The organism is Canibacter zhuwentaonis (assembly GCF_018531145.1).
Lineage (GTDB): Bacteria > Actinomycetota > Actinomycetes > Actinomycetales > Microbacteriaceae > Canibacter > Canibacter zhuwentaonis.
The window spans coordinates 1-24,640 of sequence record NZ_JAHDSZ010000001.1; the positions used below are offsets into that span (position 1 = coordinate 1).

The window sequence follows — 24,640 nt, forward strand, 5'->3', positions numbered from 1 at the left end:
AGCAACGGTTTGCCCTGTTTGCGCACTAACTAGTGTGCTGAACACCAGCGCTAGTGTGAGAATGTTTGAAACAACACCCCGTGCCTGCAACAGCAAAGAAACCACACCAGTCAAAACAACCTCCAAATAAACACCTGAAACCTGTGAAAGCTCCAAGCTTTAGCTTTAACAAAACAAATCCACTATTAAACTACCTTCCGCACCGCTAAAAGTCAAACCAGTATAACCTCAAAACTTTGATTACACCTAAAAAGAGGGGGTGCGGGCTGGAACAGCCCGCACCCCCTCTTGACCTAGAAATTGGCTTAACCTTGTGCTCTTAACACCCAGTCAGGGGCTGACTAACTCAACCACGCCGTTCACCCTACCCGTGACCGTCTGCGTGCCGCAAACAGGCTATAACACCCTTTACAAGCACACCAGCGCTGGTTAGATACAGCCACCACACACTGTCTGTACGCGCTATAAACCCACTAAAACAAGACCATCCCCTATACGCAACTAACAAGGGTGCGGATTGGAACGGCCTACCACCTCCCCTTTTTCTTGTGTAGTCTAGAAATCAACTAATCTAACCTTGTGCCTTAAATCTTGACCAGCGGACGTTAATTGTTTTATATACGCGGGGGTGAAAGTTACGCCACAAAAAATTACAGCATGGTTATCGCCATGAAAATTTAAGTATCAAGCGTTATATGATGCGCTGAATGAGTTTTAAGATTGAGTGATTACGAAGGTAGCCAAAGAAATAGTAGAGCGCAGCTTTTTGACTTCACTATTAAAAATTTAGTTTTCAAGAAATGATTAAACTGTGCAGCATACTACTTGAACATCTTTTGGGGCTTTAATTTCTTTTATGCTGTATGTGCCGGCTTTAACCGGGATGGGTGAAACTAGTTTACCCGTATCGCGTGTTATAAGGGTTTCTTGTAGGTCTACTTTAGTTGTGCAGGTGTTACCGGTGTAGAGTTCGAAGGTTGCGCCTGATATTGCGATCATGGTGTCTTTAACATATTTTTGTATATCAAAGTACCCGTAGATGAGGGTTGGTGCACCACCCGGACCACCACCCGGGTCTGTAGGGGTTTGCTGTGTAGTGCCACCTCCATCAGAAGTTTCGATCTTCACCTTAGCGGTGTTTACAATCTTCCCGGGTTTATTAACTTTGGTTGTGATTGTGAATGTAACAGTCTCACCTCCCCTAAGGGTTGTTGTGTCATCTAAGTGACCTTCTAGGTTTCGACCCCCGTCACCTGTGGCGGTAACGGTTACACCAACCTCCATGCCGTCAACCTGCGCGGTAGTTTCAACGTATTCTAGGTCTTCCTGTAGCTGGTCTGTGAAGCTTACCTCTGTGAATGTTTCACCTTGTGGGAGTTCTGGTAGTACTTGTGTGATAGTCCAGGTGACACTGTCACCGAGTTTTATGGCGTTTGTATCGTCTAGGGTTTTAGTTGGTTTAGCGCTAACAGTGTTTTTTGGGTAGACGTGTACGTTATAGTTCCACGTGTTGTTGCCGTTTGGGTGGGGTACGGTAACAATAAAAGGCGCAGCCTTTTTAACCACATTATCGGGAGCCTGGGTTTCTGTAACCAGATAAGCACCAATATCAAGATCACTGAATGTGGCTTCCCCGTTATCGTTTGTTGTTTGGGTAGTTTCAGACCCCGCTACTACCCTGTTTTTAGCTTGATCAACGGTTAAATTTTTAAGCGTCATCCAGTCGGTGTTTTGTGTGAGATCAAGATCGAGTTTTTGAATCTTAAACTCTACCCCAGCAATCGCATCCCCCGCAGGGGGTGGGTTTTCAGGTTGTCCTGTGCCTGGGTTGCCTTGAGGGCCTTGCTGTTTGTGTTTGTGCACAATAGTTGTTTCGGTGGATACTTCGATTGGTATTTTTTCAACCTCCAGCCGTATTGTGGTGGTGCGTGGTGTGGTGATGTTTGATTCTGTTTGGGTGATCCGGTCGGGTGTTTTCCATCTCCAGCCTGCTGGAACATCACCCTTGTTAATGGTTATCACACAGGTGCTACCTGCATCAACCATGTTGTTTAATTCTCTGTTCCATTTGCCGCCTGTTAGCTGGTTGTGTTTTAGAGTAAACATGATGTTACGCCTGTCTGATTGGCGTTGGGGGTTAATGCATAAAACCTGGCCTGTTACAACAATCTGTCCTTCGGTGAGTCCCACAGGTGTGAACGAGGCTGTTAGCGTGGTTTTACGGGGAACAACACGAAACGTAGCGTCAGAAGGAATAGCGGTGAAATATTCTTGCACATCATTAACACGAGAATTGGTTTTAAAGTCGATGTAAATAAAATCTAAAACCCCATCAGCGGTAGTGGTAACTGTGTGGGATGTGTTGGGTGTGCCTGTGACTGTTCCTGTTATGTTAAGTTCCTCAAAAAGCTGGTACTCACCGCCGTCCTTATAGTGGGGGGTGGGTGTGGGGAAACTACCGGTGAGCGTGCGCGACTGTGTGTTGTAGCTCCATTGGAAACCATCTTGTGTGCATTGCCTTTGGTTTGTGCAATCCTTTACCAAGAAGGGGCCTTTGTTGAGTGTTTCTTGTGAGATTGCAAACCCGGCGGGTAGTTGAACACTGAAATTAACGTCACCAGTATAATTAAACACGTCGGGTTGAATATCCTGCACCTGCTGGTACGCCGCATCGTTGTAGCTGAATCTTACTTCGATGCTAGCTGCTTCACCGGGATAGTATTCTGTTTTGTCGGTTGTTGTTGTGCTTGTGACTAGATCCGCGATGGTGGTGCGGTTTATTCCGGCCGGTAGTTGTGTAGTGTGCGGGGGGTTTGTTGCTGGTTTGGTTTTGCTTGTGTTGTTTGCACCAGTGTTGCCTGGTAGTAGGCTGGTGGTAGTTGTGGTGGGTTTAACAGGTTCACCACCTGCTACTTGCAGCAGCGTGTTTTGCCCTGTTGCAACACCCACCCCAACGGTTTGCCCTGATTGGTAAACCACCCGGGCCACCACCCGGAATGGGTGTGACTGCGCCCGGTGATATTGACGCAAACCAGCAGGGTTCGATTATTGTGCACAAACACAAACAACAAGGCCCTCAAGGCAACCCCGGCACAGGACAACCTGAAAACCCACCCCCTCGAGGGGATGCGATTGCTGGGGTAGAGTTTAAGATTCAAAAACTCAATCTTAATCTCACAAAAAACACCGACTGGGAAACGCTTAAAACCCTAACCCCGGACGATGCTAAAAACAGGGTAGTTATGGGGTCTGAAACTATTAAAACAACAAACGACAACGGGGAAGCCACATTCAGTGATCTTGCTGTTGGTGCTTATCTGGTTACAGAAACCAATGCTCCCGATAATGTGGTTAAAAAGGCTGCGCCTTTTATTGTTACCGTCCCCCACCCAAACGGCAACAACGCGTGGAACTATAACGTACACGTCTACCCAAAAAACACTGTCAGCGCTAAACCATCTAAAACCCTAGACGCTACAAACGCCACAAAAATCGGTGACAGTGTCACCTGGACTATCACACAAGTACTACCAGAACTCCAACCAGGTGAAACATTCACAGAGGTAAGCTTCACAGACCAGCTACAGGAAGGCCTAGAATACGTTGCACCCACTACCGCGCAGGTAGACGGCACGGAGGTTGATGTAACCATTACATCCACAGGTGACGGAGGCCGAAACCTAGCAGGTCACTTAGATAACCCAGAAAATCTCACAGGAGGTCAGACTGTTACATTCAAAATCACAACCAAAGTTAATGGCTCCGGGAAGATTGTAAACACCGCTAAGGTGAAGATCGAAACTTCTGATGGAGGTGGCACTACACAGCAAACCCCAGACCCAGGACAGGGTGGTGGTCCGGGTGGTGCACCAAACAGGGCAAACCGTTGCTGGGGTGGGTGTTGCAGCCGGGCAAAACACCATGCTGCCAGTAGCAGGTGATAAACCTGTTAAACCCACCACAACTACTGCAAGCCTACAACCAAACAACACTGGTGCAAACAACACAAGCAAAACCAAACCAGCAACAAACCCCCCACACACTACACAACTACCAGCCGGAATAAACCGCACCACCATCATCGCAGATCTAGTCACAAGCACAACAACAACCAGCAAACAACAATACTATCCCGGTGAAAAAGCCAGCATCCAAGTATCATTCAGGTATAACAATACGGCGTACCAGGAGGTGCAGGATATTCAATCCAATCAGGATTCGTATACTGTTAAAATCAACTTCAGTGTTCAACTACCCACCGGGTTTACAATCTCAAATGAAACACTCAACAGAGGCCCCTTCACAAGAGACTGCACAAACCGGTCGCAATGCACACAAGATGGTTTCCAATGGAACTACAACACACAGTCACGTACGCTCACCGGTAGTTTCCCCACACCCACCCCCCACTATAAGTACGGCGGTGAGTACCAGCTTTTTGAGGAACTTAACATAACAGGAACAGTAACAGGCACACCCAACACATCCCACACAGTTAGGACTACCGCTAACGGGCTTTTAGATTTTACCTACATCGACAAAACCAATTCTCGTGTTAATGATGTGCAAGAACCTTTCACCGCCACTCCCTCTCAAGCGGTGTTTCGGATTGTACCCCGTAAAACGGTGTTGAAGGCTTCGTTTCAGCCTGTAGGGCTCACCGAAGGACAGGTTGTTGTAACAGGCGAGGTTTTATGCATTAACCCCCAAGGCCAATCAGACAGGCGTACTAATCTTAGGTTTACTCTAAAACACAACGAACTAGCAGGCGGCAAATGGAACAGAGAATTAAACAACATGGTTGATGCAGGTAGCACCTGTGTGATAACCATTGTTAAGGGTGCTGTTCCAGCAGGCTGGAGATGGAAAACACCCGACCGTATCACCCAAACAGAATCAAACATCACCAGCTCACGCACCGCCACAATACGGTTGGAGGTTGAAAAAATACCAATCGAAGTATCCACCGAAACAACCACCCCCACACCAACAGTAGCCGCAGGCCAGCCGGTACGGGTAATATCAACAATCACAGCTACCGGTAACCAAGCTACTAACATCCCCGTTACAATCCAACTACCCCGGGACGGGTTTGTAAACACTGCCGCCACAGTAAACTCGGTATGCACTACCACTGGGCGTGCCACATGCCCCGGCCAGTGGGTGTACAACGCAAACGGTCACACGGTAACAGCAACCATACCGCGGATTCCAGCCGGAGGTAGCATTAAAGTAACCGTTACAGGCAAAGCAGGGTTCTTCGATGCTAACAGCCGTAGTTTCACTGCAACCACTAGCACGACGTTTACAGACGCTAACCAAAACAATAACCGTTCACAAGCAAGCTTTAATGTCACAAACAAAAGGGTCACAGTCTCACTTGTTGTCAGACCCGAAGGAGAACGCCCCACCACGGGTGTTGTGACAGTGTCGGGTAGTATCGACTGTGTTACCCCGTTTCAACATAACAATACTTTCACGTACAGGCTCAACTACGCCCAACTTACTAACGGCGCAGGGGCTTCCCAGGTTGTGGATAATAAGGTATGGGCTGGTAGCAACTGCACAGTAACAGTACTCAACATGACAGCCCCTGATGGTTGGGAGTTCACCAGCCAAACCCCGTCGGTGTATCAACTGCAACAGGTTATGATGGACGCCACAGTTCAACACACAGTTCGTTTACAACGCAAATTCATGGCCGTAGCACCACCACTACCACTCACCGGCGGAATCGCAACCGACTGGCTATATCTAACAGGAGCAGGCGTACTTGTGATTGGTGTTGTAGCCGGGAGATACAAAACCGCTACCCGATCCGCTTGTAAAAATCAGTGAGTTCAGTTGCGCTTTGGCGTTTGTCGCCTGGGGGAGCGTGTTTAGTGATTTTGCCGTGTCAATGGCGCGGTGGGCATCGCACAAGAGCTGCAGAATATTCGCTACCAGCGTCACCGGTTCGTAGCTTTCGTTGAGCACGCGCTTTGCGTACGTCTCGCACGCGAGCTTAAAATCCTGCTGCGCTGATATTTGCTCGCACCGTGGCTTATTTTCGCCGCTACAGAGCGAAGAATATCGTTGCTAGTAAGCCTCTTAAACACCGCCCAGGTGGGCGCAGCTCGCGCTGTTCTAAATCGGTCTTGTGCAGTGTTTTGCGGCGGTCTGCGCATATTTGCTCTGTAGCTGTGCGGGATCCTTGTCGATTGTGAGCGTTTTGTCCTGCGCCGTTACAAGCCTGTAGTTTGGCAGTAGGTGGGCTGGCAGGCGCTCCGGCTCAAAATCTGCGGCGGTTACAGGAGCGCCTGCGGCGCGTCTAATTTCGAGCGCTAGAATCTCAAGGAGGGGAGGTGTATGCCAGCTGCTGACTCACGGGCAGCTGCGGGTTTAATTCTGCTGTGTGCGCTGCGGCGGTGTTCTCGGGAGCGGTTTCGGGCGCGGATGCGATTGTTGCTTCCTGCGCGGTTGCGGGCGTTGCTGCTGCGGTGGTGTTCTCGGGAGCGGATTTATGATGGGGCATTAGATGTTCAAGTTTAAGGGCTAAAGTTGCACGTGTTAATGTTTAGTGTTTTGGCGGGAGATAAACGATGTTGCAAATTCCAGAAGTAAAATTGCGTGACGGTCGCAAAATACAGCAGTTGGGGGTGGGTACTTACAAACTTGAGCCTGCTAACACCTTAGAAATAGTGGGCGCGGCCCTTGAGCTTGGGTATCGGCACATCGATACCGCAAAAATATACCGTAACGAGGTCGAAGTGGGGCAGGCGCTTGCGACCAGTTCGGTTGCGCGCGATGATGTTTGGGTTACAACTAAACTCTGGCACGACGAGCACGACGACGCAATAGGCGCGCTGCAACGCAGTCTTGAGCGGTTGCAGCTGGAGAGCGTAGATCTATTTCTGATCCACTGGCCAGTTCCCAAGCTCGGCACGGCGTGGCGTGCATGGCAAGACATTATTGAGGCGCAGCAGCGCGGGCTTGTGAAAAGCATCGGCGTTTCTAATTTTGAGATCCCGCATTTGGAGCGGATCATGGCAGAGACCGGGGTTGTTCCCGCGGTTAATCAGATTGAAGTGCACCCGCACCATCAGCGCCGCAAGCTGCGCGATTTTTGTGCCGCGCACGAGATCGCCGTGGAGAGTTGGAGTCCGCTCGCCCGGGGCAGAGCTGAGCTGATGCAGGAGCGTGCGGTTGTTAAGGCCGCGCAGGCGCACAATGTCACCGCGGCGCAGGTTGTTTTGCGGTGGCATTTGCAGCACGGGCTGATTGTGTTTCCTAAGACGAGCCGGGTTGCGCGGCTCGCAGAAAACGCCAAGGCGCTAGATTTTGAGCTGACTAGTGAACAGATGCTCGAGCTTGACGCACTGGAAATTGTTGCGGCGAGCGGATCGAACCCGTACGATTTCAACGGCTAAACTTTCGCGGTTTTAGCCGGGTCTAGCCGGGTCGTCGCAGTTTTGGGTGTGTTGTCGCAGCTGGAGGCTTTCCTGGCTGCCGCAAACTGCAGCAACTCAGCCACCGCAGACGCCATTCAAATTGCCGCGAGCTTGGCTTAAACCAAGGCGGGCACACACGGGCATTGCTAAAACCAATGCGAGCACTGCCCAAACACACGCGGGCATTGCTCAAACCGCTGCAAACTTCGCTGCAAAACGAGGCTAAAATGGAGGGGGTAAGCCCCCTCCATTTTTATTTTCTTACGCGATTATTTCTTTTTGCGAGTGATAAGACCCCACACAAAAAGCACGAGCAGCGAACCAAGGATGGCAAGCGCCCATGACTGGAAAGACCAGAAGTTTTCCAGGTTCAGGTTGAACAAGAGACCGCCGAGCCAGCCGCCAACGAGTGCTCCAACAACGCCGAGAATCATAGTTGCGAACCAGCCGCCACCCTGACGTCCCGGCAAAATTAGCTTAGCGATAGCACCAGCGATTAGACCCAGAATAATAAACGGAATAAAGCCCATGATTACAAACCTTTCAATAAAAGTAATGTATATTACAATAGTATAAGAAAAAGTGAACGAAAAATGAGGATTTCGTTAAACGTTGCCATCTTGTTATTAACCTGATGCGTGAACGTTATATCACTCGCCGCGCGCGAGCCGCACGACGTTTCAGAGTGCGCCGCTCTTCCTCACTAAGCCCACCCCAGACTCCAAAATCTTGATTAGAATCAAGCGCGTACCGCAGGCACATATCCGTTACAACACAGCGGGCACACACGGCCTTAGCGGCTTCAATCTGATCCAGGGAGTTGCCAGTGGTGCCCGCGGGGAAGAACAGCTCAGGATCCACCGTCAAACAAGCGGCTTTTTCGCGCCAGTTCATAATTGCTCCCTCTTGTGTAAAAGTTAAACACGAAACATTTTAGAGTTTTGCTCAGCGCAACTCTAAAACTATTCTGAAATAACATATTCGCACAAATAATTTACAATTTCAAGCATTTATTTTTAGTTCGTGCAAAAACTAAAAACTTAATGGCTAATCTAGCCCCACTAGTTTGCGAATCCGCGCAACGTGACCGGTCGCTTTAACATTGTGCAGCGCCTCAACAACAACCCAGTTCTCGTCGAGAATAAAAGTCGACCTAATAACTCCCTGCACAATTTTGCCGTACAGTTTCTTTTCGCCGTATGCGTTAAATTCGCTGTGCACAATCAGCTCAGGATCGCTCAGCAGGGGATACTCGAGACTGTCACGTTCGCTAAACTTCGCGAGCTTCTGTGGTAGGTCTTTGGAAATACCGATAAGCTGATACCCTGCGGCGAGCAACGCCGATTCGCTCTCTCTAAAATCGCAGGCTTCTTTTGTGCACCCCGGAGTCATTGCCGCCGGATAAAAGAAAATAATCGTTTTCTTGCCCTTAAACTCTGCCGCCTGCCGCTCTTTACCGTGCTGGTCTAAGAGTGTGAAGCCCGGGGCCGTGTCACCTTTTTTGAGTGAGTTAATCATGGCTAAATAATAGCAAAACTAGATGACAGCAGAGCTTGAGCTGAGCAAATTCCGCAGTGACTTCAGCCGTTGTAGCTGTGCCGAGCTTAACACCGCCAGCGTCTCCGGGCTGTTAAGCTCACAGCCGTTAGTCACGGCGCTGTGCGAGCACCCCTTGGGGCAATCCGCTGTAATTTCGCTAAGCCCGTCAAAACTGTTGATAATAGCGGATTCGCTCACGTGACCAAGCCCAAAAGAACGCACGCCCGGGGTGTCAATAACCCAGCCGGTATCCGCCCCAAAATCGCACTGAAACGCCACAGACGATGAAGAAGTATGCCTGCCGCGCCCGGTGACAGTGTTAACTCGACCCGTGGCACGGCTCGCCTCCGGCACAAGCTCGTTAATCAGAGTTGATTTGCCAACGCCTGAATGCCCTATAAAAACTGTTGTGTTGCTAGCCAGCTTAGCGCGCAACCGATCCAACTGCCAGTCGGTTTTGGTGGTTGTGAAAATCTCAAGATCAAGCCCCTCGAAGTGGCGCAAAAACCCTTTCGGATCTGCCAAATCGGTTTTAGTAACGCACAGCATCGGGATTATTCCCGCGTCGTAAGCGGCCACGAGCGAGCGATCCACAAGCCCCACGCGCGGTGCCGGGTTGGCGGCCGCGGTTAAAACCAGCAGCTGTGTTGCGTTGGCTACCATAACCCGCTCTACGCGGTCGCTGTCGTCGGCGCTGCGTCGCAGCAGGGTACGCCGCGGATTAACCCGCACAATTCTGCCGAGCGAGCCTGTCGCGCCAGAAAGCTCGCCAACAACCTGCACGCTGTCACCAATAACAATCGCCGTTTTTGCCAGCTCACGCGCTCGCGCACAAACAACAGTGCGGGAGGCGGGCGTATCCGCCTCCAAAATCACGGTGTAGCGCCCCCGATCAACCCCGGTAACCATACCGGTTACGGCGTTTTTATGGGCGGGGCGAGTTTTGGTGCGGGGGCGGTTGGCTTTCGGATTGGGGCGAATCCGCACCCGCTCGCTGTAGTGCTCGTAGCGGTCGGCTGAGTCGTCTAACCAGGCTGGCACGCTAGCGGTCACAATCGGTGTCAGGCATTGGAATGCTCGTGAGCGCGTTTTCGGGAAGCAGCAGGGTTGCGGCGGAGGTTACAGCAGTTGCGGCGGATGCGAGCTGCTCGCCGCGCAACAGCTGCCCCCACATCCGCACAAAATCGGGCATTGTTTTAGAAACGCACCCGATGTCGTCAATCTCAACTCCCGGCACGGCAAGCCCGATTAGCGCGCCGGTTGTCGCCATGCGGTGATCCGCGTAGCTGCGCCACACACCCGGGTTGAGGCGCGCCGGTGTGATTTTAATGCCGTCGCTAAGCTCCTGTGCCTTGCCGTCGAGGGCGTTAATTTCGGCAACGAGCGCGCTGATGCGGTCGGTTTCGTGGTGGCGGATGTGCCCGATACCAGTGATTTCGCTCGGCTCATCGGCAAGCGCGGCAAGCCCGATGAGGTTTGGTGCAAGCTCCCCGGCATCTGGCAGGTGCAGTTTCACGCCTTTAATTTTGCCCGTGCCACTGACTGTGAGCGTGCCCTGTGAGAGCTTAACTGCCGCGCCAAACAGCGGCAGCAGTTCGCGCAGGCGGTCACCAATCTGGGTTGTTGTAGCTGGCCAGTTGTGGATGCGCACTGTGCCGCCGGTAACCAGCGCGGCGGCTAAAAACGGTGCCGCGTTTGATAGGTCAGGCTCGATTGTTAGATCGCGAGCTGCTATTGTGCCCGGTTGCACGCGCCATTCGCCGGGGTGCTCGGCTGCGGTTGTAACGCCCCGGGCTGTAAGGGCAGCCAGGGTCATTTCAATATGCGGCAGGCTGGGGAGCTTATCGCCAGTATGCATGATGTGCATGCCCTGCTTAAATCGCGCCGCCGCCAGTAGCAGCCCCGAAACAAACTGGCTTGACTGTGATGCGTTAAGGCGTACCCGGCCGCCCTCAAGCGCGCCCCTGCCGTGCACGGTGAAGGGGAGCGCGTGCCTGCCGTCAGAGGCGATATCCGCCCCGAGGTCGACAAGAGCCGCGAGCACCGGGCGCATTGGGCGTTTGCGCGCGTAATGGTCGCCATCAAAGGCGACAGGGCCGGTGGCAAGGGTCGCCACAGCAGGCATAAACCGCATTACAGTGCCCGCCAGCCCGCAGTCAATCGTGGCGGGGCCCGTAAGCTCTGCGGGAGGGGTGATTGCGAGCTTGTAATTGAGCGTGTCTTTTGTTGTGAGTTTGCTAATTTTTACGCCCAGCGCCTCGAGCGCGGCGATCATCAAATCCGTGTCGCGCGACCTTAAAACCCCGCTCAGAGTGCTGGGACCGTCGGCGAGAGCTGCCAGAATCAGTTCCCTGTTGGTGAGCGATTTTGAGCCGGGCAGCGTAACCGTGCCGCGCAGCCGCGCTGTTGGCTGCAGCGCGAGCCACACGCCGCCGGGAGCGGCGGCCGCTGTTTCAATGCTCCGCAATTTATTAGCTATAAACATAATTTTAGCCTACCCGCTATCCTAGGATTCCTCCAGCGGCGCGAGTTAGCGCGGTTGTATAAGGGTGTTGCGGATCGCGCAAAACGCGCTCAACTTCCCCCTGCTCAACAATTTCACCGTCTTTTAGCACCGCCATAGTGTCGGCCAGCAGCGGCACAATTGCCAGATCGTGAGTTACCGTGATAAACGTGATTTTGCGTGAGCTGACCGCGCTGCTGATCGCGGAAATAAACTGCTGCCGCGCGAGCACATCTAGTGCGCTCACCGGCTCGTCGGCGATAACAATTGCGGGATCTGTTATGAGCGCGCGCACAGCGGCCAGGCGTTGGCGCTGGCCGCCGCTAAACTCGTGCGGAAAACGCTCGGGTGCGTCTGCTGGCAGGTGCATTTGCGCGAGCAGCTGGGCGAGTTTCTGATCCCGGTTGCGCTGGTTTTTTGCGGGCTCTAGCAGGCTTTTACGGAGCGGTAAAAAGGGGTTAAAACCGCTTCCGGGATCTTGAAAAATAACCCCGGTTTCAGCCCGCAACCGCTTTAGTGTGTGCGCTCGCGCAGGATTTATTGCAGCGCCTCTGAATAGGCACTCGCCGCTGCTCAGTGTGACAATTCCGAGCAGTGTGTTGAGCAGGGTTGTTTTGCCGCTGCCTGATCCGCCAACTATTGCCAGGCGCGCGCCTGTTGCAACTGTGAGCGAAACGTTTTGCAGCGCTGTTGTGTGTGCGTCGTACTGTTTGCTGGCGTTGCGCAACTCAAAAACCGCGGGAGCTGTCATGTTAGGATACCTCTGTGTTCGGCACGGTTGTGCCTGGTGCGGATGCTTCTGGTGCGGTGGTGTTGCGCGCGGCGGTATTGGGAGTGGTTTTATTGGATGCGGGGGTTTCCGCAGCGGATGTGCCTGATACGGGGGTGCCTCGCACGGTCGTTTTAATAAGGCTCGCCGCGAGCAGCTGCTTGCTCACCCGGTGCTGTGGGCGCGCGAAAAACTCGGCGGCGGTGTTCGCCTCAACTATTGCGCCCTGATCCATAACCACAACGTGATCGGCGAGCTGCCGCACCTGCGCCATATCGTGAGTTATAAAAAGCAGGGTGCGTGAACCCGAGCTGGTCAAATTCTTGAGCAGCTCGAGAATCTGCACGCGCACTGTGGCATCGAGCGAGCTGGTAATTTCATCGGCAATTAGCAGTTGCGGATCAGCGCTCAGCGCCGCAGCAATAGCGGCGCGCTGGCGCTGTCCGCCTGAAAGCTCGTGCGGATACTTTTTAAGCAGGTGCGGTGCGAGCCCCACCTGTTGCGCGAGTTTTTGTAGCTCGGCTGCTGTTTCTGGCGGACTTAGCCGGTAGTGGTGTCGTAGCGCGGTTGTTATCTGCGAGCCGATTTTCATAACCGGGTTAAGCGCCGTTTTTGGTTCTTGAAAAACGTAGGCGATTTCTGCGCCGCGCAGCTTGGCGCACTCGTCGTCGGTGAGCTGGGTTGTGTCGCGCGCTTCAAAAAATATACTTCCTCGAGTTTGCAGGTGCTGCGGCAGCAGCTGCGCAATTGCCAGCGCGGTGATGGTTTTGCCGCTGCCGGACGCACCAATTAGCGCGGTACGCGAGCCTTTTTTAACGCTAAGATGCAGAGGACCTACGATTTTTTGCCCCTGTTCGTTGGCGATGCTGAGCTTGCGCAGTTCAAGATACGCGCTGACCGACTGATTCGCCGCGACTGTTGCGTCGGCTGCCTGGGCGGTCTGAGCTGCCGGAGTTCTGGCAGCAACTAGGTCTGCACCCGTAACTGGACTCGCGCTCGCAACCGGATCCGCACCAGCAACCTGAGTTACGCCCGTATTCCGAATACCCGTGACCTTTGGGGTGTCGAGCGGGCTTGCGGCGGTGGCTCGCGGATCCGCCGTATACCGCAGAATATCACCCAGAATGAAGCAGGACAGTGCGAACAGGGTGAGCGCAATGCCCGGCACGAAAGTTGCCAGCGGATACAGATTGATAGCCTGCTGCGACTGTGCCAGCATTTTTCCCCACGAGACAGTGTCGTGGGCGAGTCCAAACCCGAGGTATGACAGGCTCGACTCTGCCAACACTGCGCTTCCAGCGACGAGCGCGCCCTGTGTGTACACGGTAGGGAGCACGCTCCTAACCGCGTGCCGCCAGAACACGGTGTGCTGGTTAATGCCGCTCACCGTCGCGGTCATAACATAGTCGAGTTTCAGCACCTGCGCGAGCTGCGCGCGCAAATTGCGGCTGAGCGCAACCCCGCCGCCCAGCGACAGGCTGATAAGCACCGTCCAGAAACCGTTGCCAATTGCCGCCACCAGCATAATCGCCACCAGCAACGTTGGAAAAGCGATTAGAACGTCGATCACAACGCTTGAGATGCCCTGCAAAATGCGGGGACCGCGTACTGTGAGCGCCGCCAATAGAATGCTCAACAGCGCGGCGCAAACCCCGCACGAAAGCGCCACCGCAATGGTTATGCGGCTTCCCGCAAGCAGTCGCGAGAGAGTATCGCGCCCGCTGCCGTCGGTGCCTAAGAGGTGCTCAGCTGATGAGGGCTGCCACAGTTTGCCAGTTAGTGTAGCGGCGGGGTCATAGGGGGTAAAAAAGTAAGACGCAAGGGCTGCCGCGCAGGTGAGCGTGATCACGGTGAGCGCGAACACGGCGAAACGGTTTTTTTTAATCGCCAGCAGCAGCCGCTTTGAATAGTGTTTTGAGATCATTTTCTAACCTCTGTGCGAAGCCTCGGGTCAATAAGTTTTTGCGCCAGATCAATAATAAAGCCCAGCACCAGAATGAAACTGGTTATTAGCAGCAGCACGCTGGCGACTTTGGGCAGATCGCGCCCGCCAATATCGGCAACAAGCATACTGCCAATTCCCGGGAGCGCGTAGAGGCGCTCAATAACAACGCTGGAAACAATCATAGTTGCCAGCTGCACCCCAAAAACACCCAGCAGGTTAAGCCCCGCCTGCGGCATCCCAAACCGCAAAACCGCCTGCATTCTGGTGAGCCCGAAACTCATACCCGTTAGCACCGGCGCTGAGCGCACCGCGTCGAGCACAGAGCTGCGCACAAAACGAAACACTATTGCGGCCTCAATAATGCCGATTGTGAGCGCGGGTAAAAATAGTGAGCGGAGCGCGGATAGCGGATCCTGCCAGCCGGTGGGGTTAAATCCCTGCGCTGGAAAAACCCCAAGGCGCAGGCTGAAAACGGAGATAATAATGAGTGCGATCAACACAAGAGGTGCGGCGGCAATAGTAAACCCGCTTGCTGTGGCAACATCCGCTCCCGTGTGACCTGCGCGATAGCCGCCCCAGAATCCGAGCGGCACGGCAATTAAAAGCGTGATCAAAAACGCCATCGCAACAAGCGGCAGGGAGATTGTGGCGCGCCAGGCTAGCTGATCCGCTATTGAAAGCCCCGAAATTAGCGAGGTGCCCAGATTGCCCTGCAGAAAATCGAAAATCCATTTGAAATACTGCACGTGCAGGGGCTGATCGAGCCCGAGCCGGGTGCGAATTTCCGCGATTTCTGCAGGGGTTGCGGTGGTGCCGCCGATTATCTGGGCAACATCTCCGGGCAGCAGCCAGATCGTGCCGAAAATGAGAATGCTCGCCAGTAGCCACCCAAAAATAAAAAGCACAAACTGTTTCAGGATCTGGCGAAGCACGCTCATCTTAAAACCGCAAAACTATTTTTTCGCGGTCACGTCTTCCATGTTGAGGCGCGAGTTGGTGTTGGCCGTTGGAAACCCGGTAACACCGTTACGAATCACAAGCGTTGGAGTGTAATTATAAAGCCATTTTGCGGGCGCCTGCTCGGCAACCAGGGTTGCTGCCTCGGTCAGCAGTTTCTCCTGGGTTTTGGTATCCAAGGCGAGCAGCGACTTTTTGTACAACTTTGCAACTTCTGGGCTGTTGAAACCGAAATAGTAGGCGGGGTTTGTGTAGTTCGCAAAATCGTTTGCCTCGGCGTGATCAACATAGCTGATGTCGTAGTCTTTGTCGCTGTACACTTTTTTCAGCCAGGTGCTAAACTCGACCAGCTCCAGTTTAGCGTCAAAACCAACCGCGCGCAGCTGCTCAATGATAATGTCGAGAGGAGCCTGATCGTAGAAGTTGGGCGCGGTAATTGTGATAGCGGATCCGCTCAGCCCGTTTGCTGTGAGCACCTCGCGAGCTTTTTGCGGATCGTAGGCATTAATCGCGGTGAGGTCTTTGTACCCCGTCTCAAGCTCGGTGATTGGAGAACCCAGGGGGAGTCCGCCGCCGTTTTGTGACTGGATAATCGCGTCGGTGTCTATCGCCATGCTCACAGCCCTGCGAATGTCAGGGTTGTTGAACGGCGCGCGATTTGAGTTGTAGGCGAGAGTGAAAACGTCAGTGCTAGAAGCGCGTACGAGCTTGTATTCTGTGTTGTTTGCAAACTCGTCACGCAGGTTTGACCCCAGCGCGGTATGCACGTCGAGCGTGCCGTCTTTAAGTGCGTTCACAGCGGCGCGACCGTCTGGAATAAAGCGGAAAGTAACGTTCGCGAGTTTAGCGGCCTCTGACCAGTAGTTTTCATTTTTAGCCAGGGTTATTCTGTCGCCCTGTTGCCACTGTGCCAGCGTGAAAGAACCTGTGCCGATTGCGGTATTGTTAAGGTCGTTGTTTTCGGTTGAACTGAAAATAATACCGTTGCGCCCCGCCAGCAGCCAGTTGAGCATGGCGTTGGGTTCGTTCAGGTTTACAGTCACAGCGTATTTACCGGTTGCTTTCACCTCAACTCCGCCGAGCTTAAGTTTTTCTTTGTTTAGCCCGCGAGTTAGTGAGTGCACAACATCTTCGCTGTCAAACTCACTGCCGTCGTGGAACTTAACACCGCTGCGCAGTTTAAAACTGTAGCTTTTACCATCCGCGCTCACCTCTGGCAGGCTCGCCGCGAGCTTGGGCACATACTCGTTAACGGTGCCCGGTTTCAGCGCAATTAGCCCCTGATAAACATTGTCGAGCAGGATCTGGTCGAGCGCAACCCCGGCGGTTTCGCGAATATTAAGGTTGGTTGGCTCCAGCACTAGCCCGACCGTGATGTTTTGCGGTTTCGCCCTGTCGCTGTTGAGCGCAAAAGCCGCAACCAGAATTAGCGTGAGCGTGGCAATTGCGGCGAGCGCAATTAAGAGCGGTTTTGTCTGCTTAGTTTGCGTGCGTTTTTGGTATTTTTCAGATAGCGCGTTATCATTGTTTTGTGACTGACTCATTTTAAGGCATCCTTATGTAGCGGTTGGGCATTGTTTTGGGTAAAAACAAATTATCAAGCATTATACTCCACTTGAGAGCGAAAACCGGTTATACGCCTGACAAAATAACGAGTTTTGTAAATATCTTTTGTGCGGTTAATCAGTTAAGCGGCAGTATTCTGGATAGTGATGAATACCACTGATATTGCTTCGCAGGTGCAGGTTAGTGAGCGTGATAGCGTGCTTAAAATCACGCTAAATCGACCCGCGCAGTTAAACGCGCTAACAGCGCAAATGTGCAGCACAATCACATCCGCTATCAAAGGTTGCGCAGATTCGCACGAGCTGATTTTGTTTGACAGCAGCAGCCCGAAAGGGTTTTGCGGTGGCGGCGATGTGAAGGTTATTGCGGGCAACGATGCTGCGGCGACTGCGTTTTTAATGGACGAGTACGAAAAAGACTACTGGGTCGCCAAAAGCCCCGTGCCGGTGGTTGCGCTGATGGGCGGAGTCACAATGGGTGGCGGGCTCGGCATCGGGGCACACGCGCGGTATCGGGTGGTTGATGAAACGAGCCTTTTGGCGATGCCCGAAACGCGAATTGGCGGCGTGCCAGACGCCGGCATGAACGAGTTTTTGGCGCGCACTGGCAACTGTTTTGGCGAACTCGTGGCGGTATGCAGCTTGAATTTCAGGGCGGGCGACGCGCTCGCGGCGCAGCTTGCCGACTACTATATTCCGAGTAAGCTGCACGCCGAGCTGCGGCGGCGACTGTTTGCGGGCGAAAATCCGCAGCGCGTGTGCGAGAGCCTCAGCGAGCCCGCGCCGGCAGCGCCCGTGTTTGAGTTTGCCGCGAGCATCGACCGCGATTTTCAGGCACTTGCGGCGGCGGATCCGCTCACAAGACTGCGCGAGTTTGGCGAGCTGCTGCATGATGCTGATAAGAAAACGGTGCTTGACTCCTTTGCGAGCGTGAGTGTGATAGCGGCGGCTGTAGCGCTGGAGCGGATCTATCGCCTGCGTGAAAAAGCGCGCAGCACTCTTGAAATACTGCGCTCTGACCTGCTCGTTTTTAGGCGTTTTGTGCTGCACCGCAATTTCGTTGAGGGGGTGCGCGCACGGCTTGTTGATAAGGACAATAAGCCCTATTTTGTGCCCGGTTCAATCGCGGATGCGAGCGCTGCGCAGCTTGCGGAGTTTTTAGACGCGCCGCCCAGTATTAGGGAGCAGGAGATTTTAGCGTCTTGGCAGGCGCGCTTTGAGTTGTGAAGTTGGGCGTGTTCTGTGCGGTGCGGCTCCGGCGGATTTTAGGCGAGCGCTCGGCGCGCTCAGTGGGTGAAACCCGGCGCGCTTTTAGTCGCGCCGCTCGGGGCGTGCGTTCCGGTGTGCTCTGTGGGGTACTCCCGGAGCGTCCTGCGCGATGAGCATGGCGCGCTTTTGGCACGTGAAACATTGTGCTTTGCTCACAATTTTATATATAAATAATTATGTAAGCATTTACCGCTAATATAGGCTTTAAAGAAAAATAGGGGGTTGTCTGTGGGCTTGCTAAATAATCTAAAAAGTTTATTTGTGAAGCGACCTGCAAAGTGCGCGCCCAAAAAAATCCAACCGCAGGAGCTGGCTCCCGTCGCAGAGATTATCGAGCAGGGTCTGCTCGTTGCCGATGTTGCAATTAAAATGACGGTTAAAAACGATATTATTATCAACGTTCTCAAACACAAGCGCACCTACAGCGAAGAGCAGGCGCAGGCGCTTGTGCGGCGAGCGATTCAGGAGTTGAAGCTTGAGCGAGAGTCTGACGCGGCAACGGTTGGGCGGATGCGCGACGATATCCAGATGTCTGGTTATGCGGCGCTGGGCGAGGCGGAGTTTGGGGCGCTCGATCGCAAAGCACTGCGCTATCGAGAAGAAGCGCACGAGGGGGTTGCTGAGGAACTTGCGCAGCGAGCGCAGGATTCGCAGTATGTTGCGCGCGTGGCGACCCTGGCAACGCAGCTTGCCTGGCAAGAAATCGGCGACTCGCTCAAAGAAAAGGCCAGCCATCCCTATTACGGCGGCGGTAAAAGCAGCGAGTACAAGCGGGTACGGCAGCAGCGGATCAACGACCTAATCAGCAAAGATCTGCACGAGCTGGTGCATGGCAAGCCGGAAACTGTCCAGCAGGAAGCTCCCGCAGCTGCTACCCAGCAGCCTAGATCGTGGTTTAAGCGAGCACTGCAACGGTTTATGGAGCAGTGCCGGGCGCAGGAGTAGGGGATTAAATGAATTGTGGAGAGAACGAAAGCGCAGCCAGGGATTTTATTATAGCGGCGGCAAAAGCGGGTAATCGCATGATTGCAGGAGCTGCAATAGTTGTGTGCGCGCCCAAGCGTGAAAATAAAACCGTGCGCGCGCTTGCGAACGCGCTGAAAGCTCTTGGCGGCAGGGTTACTGAGGTGGAAAACTCTCAATATTTTAACGGCGATGAGAAGCGTGTTGATTTTGTTTTTTACACCGCTGCAAAAGACGTTACGGGCATACTTTTTACGAGATCTGCAATCGCTCTTCCCACGCTGTATGTGGCGCTAGAAGAGCCTCCTGCTAGGCTGTGTTCAGCCCTAGAAAAGGCGGGTTTTAGCGCTGTGCCAAAACAGCGTGCGGGAATTGTTGAGTACGCAAACGAGGCTGGCATGCGAGTTAGCGTGCTGGTTGATAGCTCTGATCCGCTCGCTGCTAGCGCTGCTGCACAGCGTCTGAAATGGGCGGCGCGCGCAATGCCGGTAACTGCTGAAATGGCTATGCAGCTGGGCGATTTAACGGGGCAGAAAATCCTCGTGAGCCTGCTGTTGGAGCCGAAAACGGCAGCGCTTGCGATGCACCTTAAAAACACCGGGGCTAGTGTTGGGGTGTTTGCCGCTGTCTCAGAAACCGATGTTACAGTCGCTAAGACCCTAGCGGATGAGGGAATACAAGTTTTTGCCCCCACCGTGGCGCATAGCGGATCCGCCGCAGAGCTTGACAGAGAGCACGCGGCGGCGGCTCTTGCCTGGGGTTCAACGCTGCTAATCGATGACGGCTCGCACCTTATTAGACTCGCGCACACAAGCTTCCCTGCCGCGCTTAACAAGCTTATTGGCGCGGCAGAAGAAACCACCAGTGGGGTGCGTCCGCTCGTTGAAATGGCGACCGCAGGTGAGCTTAAAATCCCCGTTGTTGCGGTTAATAACGCGCGCACTAAAACCCTGTTTGACAATCGCGTGGGAACCGGTGAAAGCTGCGTTTTTGCGATTTTGGCAGAGCTGCCCAGGTCTTTATACGGCAAAAACTGGGTTGTGTGGGGTTACGGACCCGTTGGCGAGGGCGTTGCTCGCGCGGCGCGGGCGCTGGGTAACAGCGTGCAGATTATTGAAACCGATGCGGTGCGCGCCCTGGCGGCGGTCACAGATGGTTACGAGGTAATAACAGAGCAGAGCTTGCCGGAGGGGAAGTTTATCGGGGTGAGCGCCACGGGTGTGTGGCACACTATCGGGGCGGATGTGCTCGCCACGTGCGCCGACCGTGCTGTTTTTGCTGTGGCAGGCGGTATTGATGATGAACTCGCACTCGATGAGCTATTTGAGCGGGGCTGGAGTCTAAGCTGTGAAATTTATTGTATGGAATGTGCTGAAGCCCGTAACATAAGGCGTTCAAAGAGAGTAATTACTAACACTGGGCATGTGCCAATCAGCTCGCAAGGCACGCGGCGGTTCATAGACCCCGCCGGCAAAATGTATCGCGGCGGGGTTATTGCCGGCGGTGCGGGGGTAAACTACACGGCAGCGGAGGGCAATCCTATTGAGGTTATGGATCTCTCCTTTGCAACCCAGCTGGCAGCTCTCGCGCAGCTGCTACAAAACCCATCCGCGCCGGTCGGGGTGTTAGAAATTTCAACTGTGGCCGAATCTGCCGTTGCACAAGCAGCTCTGAAAGCGCGCGGTTTTGGTGTGACACCGGAGCGACAGCAGCGGATCGGCGGCGCGGCGCAGCCCTGGCAGATCCATCGCTACAAATAAACTAAAATAAATCTGTTAAACTAAAATAAATCTGTGGCTAACGCAAATTCAAAAATAACACTGTACACTGCTGATTTTGTGCTGCCGATTGTGGGGCAGCACATCAAAGGCGGTGCGGTTGCGGTTAAAAACGGCAAGATTCTACACGTGGGCGATCGCAAATGGGTTTTAGAGCAGCTCGCAGAACGCTCGCTCGCCCACGAGGAGCAGCGTTATCAGGGAGTTTTAATGCCCGGGTTGATTAACGCGCACACGCACCTGCAGTACACCTGTATGGCAGAGGTCGCAAGCCGCCACTACAGCGGTTTTGACGACTGGAGCGCGGCTTTTGACGCTGTTTACAACAGTCGCCCGCACAACTGGGCTGCGGCGGCGGCCAGCGGTGCGCGGCAAAGCCTTGCCGCCGGGGTAACAGCGGTGGCGGATGTTGTAACCGACGCTGCCGCGCTGAGCGCACTGCACGACGCGGGAATGCACGGCATCACCTACTGGGAGGTTTACGGGCACGGCAATGACGACTGGGGCGTCACCCAGCGCGAGACCGTGAGCAGGCAGTTGGCGCAGATTCCAACCCCGCCGCTCGCTGGATTGTCGCCGCACGCGCCCTACTCGCTCGCGGTGCGTCCGCTGCTAGAGTTGCCAGATATTGCACGCGAGCAGGGCTTGCGGCTGCACATTCACCTGGCAGAGGCGCACATGGAGCGCACTATGCGCACCAATAACGCAACGCTCGAGCAGCTCGCAATAGACAATTTCAGGCAGATGCGCTCGCAGGGCATAGGGGTTTCATCAACCATGTTTGTTGATCGCCTGGGCGTGCTCGGACCGGACTGTCATGTTGCGCACGGAGTCTACGTCGACGCGGCAGACAGGGCGCTGTTGCGCGCGCGTGGCACGAGCGTGGCGCTGTGTCCGCGCTCAAACACGGTTATCGGCCTTGATATGCCGCCGATTGCGGCGTACCTGCGCGAGGGCAACCAGATTGCGGTGGGAACAGATTCGCTTGCGTCATCGCCGTCGCTCGATCCGCTCGCCGATGTTGCGCTGCTCTACGATATCGCGCGCGAGCAGGGTTATCACGAAGCGGATCTGCACGATCGCCTGCTGCACGCGGTCACGCTGGGCGGTGCTATTGCGCTGGGGCAGCAGGTTGGGAACGAGCGGATCGGGCAGCTCGCGGTAGGCGCAACCGCGGATTTTGCGGTGTTTGACATTGCGCAGCGTGAGCTGCGCGAGGCGGTTGCGGAGCTTGTTGAGGCGGGAGCTGGCAAATGCTCGCACACCATTATTGCGGGGCGCGAAGTATCCCGCGCAGATGCCGCAGTCTAGTTTTAGCCGCCTGTGTTACAAACTGTTACAGACCGGGTTCGTAAGAAGCTGCGCGATGGGCGTAAAATATAATTCGTGCTTGTGAATGCGATATTTGCAGGCACAAACTGTGTTTATCTTTGTCTAAGGAACAAAATGTCAAGAATTGCAAAAATTACCGCCCTGCTCGCGGCGTCAGCTCTGGCGCTTGTGGGCTGTGCGAACAGTGATGCTACGGGCGGCACTGTCACTGAGGGTAAGCTCACAATTGCCACCGGCGAGCCAGCATACGAACCGTGGGTTGTCGATAACAAGCCAGAGAGCGGCGAGGGTTTTGAAGCCGCTGTTGCCTACGCGGTTGCAGAAAAGCTGGGCTATAAAAAAGAAGATGTGAAGTGGGTGCGCGAGACTTTTGAGGGTTCTATTGCTCCGGGCGAGAAAAACTGGGATCTGAACATTCAGCAGTTCTCAATCACCGAAGAACGCAAAAAAGCTGTTGATCTGTCAAAGCCTTACTACACAACAACCCAAGCTGTTGTTGCGGCTAACAGCAGCTCCTTTGCTAGCGCTAAGAGCCTTGCCGAGCTGAAGGGCGCAACGATCGGTGTGGCAGTTGGCACAACCTCAAAAGAGGTTGTTACCAAGAACATCGCGCCGCTAAAAGAGGCTCAGGTTTTTAACACTCTTGAAGACGCTGTTGCTGCGCTGCAGGCTGGCAATATTGACGCGGTTGTAACGGATCTGCCGGGTGCATTTTACGTGCGTGACGCGCAGCTTGAGGGCGACGGTGTGATTATCGGTCAGATTGATACGGCGGATGCGAAGGGTGACGAGCTTGCCTTTGTGCTGCCAAAAGACTCTGCGTTAACGGCAAAGGTTAACACCGCTCTGGAGGCGCTTGCGGCGGATGGCACGCTCGATATGCTAGCTAAAAAGTGGTTCGCCGAGCACGGCGCGCCAGTGCTAAAATAGGCTGTATTTGAGACAGAAACGGTGCGATCGCGGTGAACACAAACAAACAGCTGCAGCCCAGCAGGGTTGAGCAGGAACGCGCGGCTTTTCGCAGGCAAAAACGCCTTAGAGCCAATCTTATAAGCGTTGCTAGCACAGTTGTTTTTATTGTGGTTATCGCGATCGTGCTGCTCTCCAGCCCAGGCTGGGAGAAAGTGCGCGAAGCGTTTTTTCACGCACAAACTTTTCAAGACACGTTGCCGGCAGTCGTTAAGGGTCTGTGGCTCAACATCAGGGTTTTAATAGCGGCGGTTATTGGCGTTGCGATTCTCGGCTCGCTGCTCGCTATTATCAGCACGCTGCGCGCCCCGGTTTTCACGCCCCTACGCCTGCTGGCAACAGCCTATGTTGATTTAATCCGTGGTGTGCCGGTGCTGCTGGTGCTCTACCTTGTCGGTTACGGCATCCCCGCGCTGCAGCTGTTCGGGCGAATGCCCCCGGAGTTCTGGGGCACAATCGCGATTGTTATGTGCTACTGCGCGTATGTCGCAGAGGTTTTGCGATCCGGTATCGAGGCGGTGCACCCGTCACAGCGCATCGCATCCCGGTCACTCGGGCTAAGCCACAACCAAACAATCAGGCTGGTTGTGATGCCGCAGGCGGTGCGCAAGGTCACGCCCGCGCTGATGAACGATTTCGTGTCAATGCAAAAAGACGTTGGTTTAATCTCGGTTTTGGGTGCGGTGGATGCGATCCGTGCCGCTCAAATAGAGGTCGCGCAGGTGTACAATTTCACCCCTTACCTGGTTGCGGGCATTCTGTTTATTGTGATTTCGTATCCGTTTTTGCGGTTTACTGACTGGCTGAACAAGCGCGCACAAAAACGTGAGCAGGTTGGGGCAATAGTATGACCGAAAAAACAGTTTTACGAGTCGCGCAGGTTTATAAACGTTTCGGCGAGCAGACGGTGCTTGCCGGGGTCGATCTTGAGGTGCGCGAGCACGAGGTGGTTGTGCTCATCGGAGCTTCCGGCTCTGGTAAGTCAACCCTCTTAAAAACCGTTAATCTGCTCGAGCAGGTTGATGACGGGCAAATCTGGCTGGGAGAGCAGGATATTACCGATCCGCGCGTCAACAGCGACAGCGTGCGCGGGCAAATCGGGGTTGTTTTTCAGCACTACAACCTGTTTCCGCACCTGACGGTTATTGACAATGTGACGCTTGCGGCGCGGCACGTTTTTGGGCAGTCAAAAGAAGCAGCCAAACAGCACGGATTGCAGCTGCTCGAGCGGATTGGGCTGGCTGAGAAAGCCGATGCCTACCCTGATAAACTCTCGGGTGGTCAACAGCAGCGCGTTGCGATTGTGCGCGCTATTGCAACCAACCCGAAGCTGTTGCTGCTTGATGAGATTACGAGCGCGCTCGATCCGCAGCTTGTTGGCGAGGTGCTTGATCTTGTGCGGGAGCTAAAAGCGACGGGCACAACAATTATGATGGCAACCCACGAAATGAGTTTTGCGAAACAGGTTGCCGACAGGGTTGTTTACCTTAAAGATGGCAAAATTATCGAGTCGGGCACCCCGCAGCAGGTTTTTGACAGTCCGCAGCGCCCTGAAACCAGCGAGTTTTTAAGCCGCGTGCTCTAGCGGATCGGGCTTGACCCTACCCCGTGTGCGTGGTGC

The 24,640-nt window shown here is 54.1% G+C and carries 22 protein-coding genes; 10 read left to right on the forward strand and 12 right to left on the reverse strand.

Annotation, left to right across the window (positions count from 1 at the left end; translation table 11 throughout):
• Positions 1-804 precede the first annotated feature (804 nt).
• Positions 805-2,979 carry a SpaH/EbpB family LPXTG-anchored major pilin gene (locus tag KJY78_RS06745; RefSeq protein ID WP_214336175.1) on the reverse strand — a complete coding sequence of 725 codons (2,175 nt, stop codon included), beginning with the start codon at positions 2,977-2,979 and terminating at the stop codon, positions 805-807.
• Between the two features lie 23 nt (positions 2,980-3,002).
• Here KJY78_RS06745 and KJY78_RS00010 point away from each other — a divergent pair, with 23 nt between their 5' ends.
• Together KJY78_RS00010 and KJY78_RS00015 are read left to right on the forward strand one after the other, a co-directional pair.
• Entirely contained in the window at positions 3,003-3,941 is a 939-nt protein-coding gene (locus KJY78_RS00010) for a SpaH/EbpB family LPXTG-anchored major pilin (RefSeq protein WP_214336177.1), read from the forward strand.
• Positions 3,862-5,838, forward strand: coding sequence for a hypothetical protein (locus KJY78_RS00015; protein ID WP_214336179.1), 1,977 nt, complete (start codon positions 3,862-3,864; stop codon positions 5,836-5,838). Before KJY78_RS00010 ends, KJY78_RS00015 begins: the two co-directional genes overlap by 80 nt.
• A 288-nt stretch (positions 5,839-6,126) precedes the next feature.
• Here KJY78_RS00015 and KJY78_RS06840 read toward each other — a convergent pair whose 3' ends face one another.
• Positions 6,127-6,330 carry a DUF3418 domain-containing protein gene (locus KJY78_RS06840; RefSeq protein WP_214336883.1) on the reverse strand — a complete coding sequence of 68 codons (204 nt, stop codon included), beginning with the start codon at positions 6,328-6,330 and terminating at the stop codon, positions 6,127-6,129.
• 1 nt (position 6,331) lies between these two features.
• The gene (locus KJY78_RS00025) at positions 6,332-6,514 is read right to left on the reverse strand and encodes a hypothetical protein (RefSeq protein ID WP_214336182.1); all 183 of its coding nucleotides are present in this window, start codon (positions 6,512-6,514) and stop codon (positions 6,332-6,334) included.
• Between the two features lie 67 nt (positions 6,515-6,581).
• Between KJY78_RS00025 and KJY78_RS00030 the strand changes: the two genes are divergently transcribed.
• The gene (locus tag KJY78_RS00030; RefSeq protein ID WP_214336184.1) at positions 6,582-7,409 is read left to right on the forward strand and encodes an aldo/keto reductase; all 828 of its coding nucleotides are present in this window, start codon (positions 6,582-6,584) and stop codon (positions 7,407-7,409) included.
• Between the two features lie 290 nt (positions 7,410-7,699).
• Here KJY78_RS00030 and KJY78_RS00035 read toward each other — a convergent pair whose 3' ends face one another.
• From KJY78_RS00035 to KJY78_RS00075, 9 genes are all read right to left on the reverse strand, one after another.
• Positions 7,700-7,960: a GlsB/YeaQ/YmgE family stress response membrane protein gene (locus KJY78_RS00035; protein WP_214336187.1), complete on the reverse strand. Its 261-nt coding sequence runs from the start codon at positions 7,958-7,960 to the stop codon at positions 7,700-7,702.
• 115 nt (positions 7,961-8,075) lie between these two features.
• A complete protein-coding gene (locus KJY78_RS00040; RefSeq protein ID WP_214336206.1) occupies positions 8,076-8,324 on the reverse strand; it encodes a WhiB family transcriptional regulator in 249 nt (82 codons plus the stop codon).
• A 153-nt stretch (positions 8,325-8,477) separates the two neighbouring features.
• The gene (gene bcp, locus KJY78_RS00045; protein ID WP_214336209.1) at positions 8,478-8,948 is read right to left on the reverse strand and encodes a thioredoxin-dependent thiol peroxidase; all 471 of its coding nucleotides are present in this window, start codon (positions 8,946-8,948) and stop codon (positions 8,478-8,480) included.
• 18 nt (positions 8,949-8,966) lie between these two features.
• A complete protein-coding gene (gene rsgA / locus KJY78_RS00050) occupies positions 8,967-10,010 on the reverse strand; it encodes a ribosome small subunit-dependent GTPase A (protein ID WP_348771142.1) in 1,044 nt (347 codons plus the stop codon).
• Position 10,011: 1 nt separating this feature from the next.
• Positions 10,012-11,454, reverse strand: a complete 1,443-nt coding sequence (aroA, locus tag KJY78_RS00055) for a 3-phosphoshikimate 1-carboxyvinyltransferase (RefSeq protein ID WP_214336212.1) — start codon at positions 11,452-11,454, stop codon at positions 10,012-10,014.
• 16 nt (positions 11,455-11,470) lie between these two features.
• On the reverse strand, positions 11,471-12,223 hold the full coding sequence (locus KJY78_RS00060; protein ID WP_214336215.1) for an ATP-binding cassette domain-containing protein: 753 nt from the start codon (positions 12,221-12,223) through the stop codon (positions 11,471-11,473).
• Between the two features lies 1 nt (position 12,224).
• The gene (locus KJY78_RS00065) at positions 12,225-14,165 is read right to left on the reverse strand and encodes a dipeptide/oligopeptide/nickel ABC transporter permease/ATP-binding protein (RefSeq protein WP_214336218.1); all 1,941 of its coding nucleotides are present in this window, start codon (positions 14,163-14,165) and stop codon (positions 12,225-12,227) included.
• Positions 14,162-15,124, reverse strand: coding sequence for an ABC transporter permease (locus tag KJY78_RS00070; protein ID WP_214336220.1), 963 nt, complete (start codon positions 15,122-15,124; stop codon positions 14,162-14,164). Before KJY78_RS00070 ends, KJY78_RS00065 begins: the two co-directional genes overlap by 4 nt.
• Before the next feature lie 15 nt (positions 15,125-15,139).
• Positions 15,140-16,687: an ABC transporter substrate-binding protein gene (locus KJY78_RS00075; RefSeq protein WP_214336223.1), complete on the reverse strand. Its 1,548-nt coding sequence runs from the start codon at positions 16,685-16,687 to the stop codon at positions 15,140-15,142.
• A gap of 168 nt (positions 16,688-16,855) precedes the next feature.
• Here KJY78_RS00075 and KJY78_RS00080 point away from each other — a divergent pair, with 168 nt between their 5' ends.
• The 7 genes from KJY78_RS00080 to KJY78_RS00110 all read left to right on the forward strand — a co-directional run bounded on the left by KJY78_RS00080 (position 16,856) and on the right by KJY78_RS00110 (position 24,604).
• A complete protein-coding gene (locus tag KJY78_RS00080; RefSeq protein ID WP_214336225.1) occupies positions 16,856-17,935 on the forward strand; it encodes an enoyl-CoA hydratase/isomerase family protein in 1,080 nt (359 codons plus the stop codon).
• Positions 17,936-18,238: 303 nt separating this feature from the next.
• On the forward strand, positions 18,239-18,922 hold the full coding sequence (locus KJY78_RS00085) for an asparagine synthase (protein ID WP_214336228.1): 684 nt from the start codon (positions 18,239-18,241) through the stop codon (positions 18,920-18,922).
• An 8-nt stretch (positions 18,923-18,930) separates the two neighbouring features.
• Complete coding sequence (locus KJY78_RS00090) at positions 18,931-20,700, forward strand: adenosylhomocysteinase (protein ID WP_214336230.1); 1,770 nt, start codon at positions 18,931-18,933, stop codon at positions 20,698-20,700.
• 33 nt (positions 20,701-20,733) lie between these two features.
• Positions 20,734-22,029: an amidohydrolase family protein gene (locus KJY78_RS00095; RefSeq protein ID WP_214336233.1), complete on the forward strand. Its 1,296-nt coding sequence runs from the start codon at positions 20,734-20,736 to the stop codon at positions 22,027-22,029.
• A 135-nt stretch (positions 22,030-22,164) separates the two neighbouring features.
• Complete coding sequence (locus KJY78_RS00100; RefSeq protein ID WP_214336236.1) at positions 22,165-22,980, forward strand: ABC transporter substrate-binding protein; 816 nt, start codon at positions 22,165-22,167, stop codon at positions 22,978-22,980.
• 32 nt (positions 22,981-23,012) lie between these two features.
• Positions 23,013-23,870 (forward strand): amino acid ABC transporter permease, encoded by an 858-nt coding sequence (locus KJY78_RS00105; RefSeq protein ID WP_348771143.1) that lies wholly within the window; start codon positions 23,013-23,015, stop codon positions 23,868-23,870.
• The gene (locus KJY78_RS00110) at positions 23,867-24,604 is read left to right on the forward strand and encodes an amino acid ABC transporter ATP-binding protein (RefSeq protein ID WP_214336239.1); all 738 of its coding nucleotides are present in this window, start codon (positions 23,867-23,869) and stop codon (positions 24,602-24,604) included. The genes KJY78_RS00105 and KJY78_RS00110 overlap by 4 nt, the downstream gene beginning before the upstream one ends.
• Positions 24,605-24,640 lie beyond the last annotated feature (36 nt).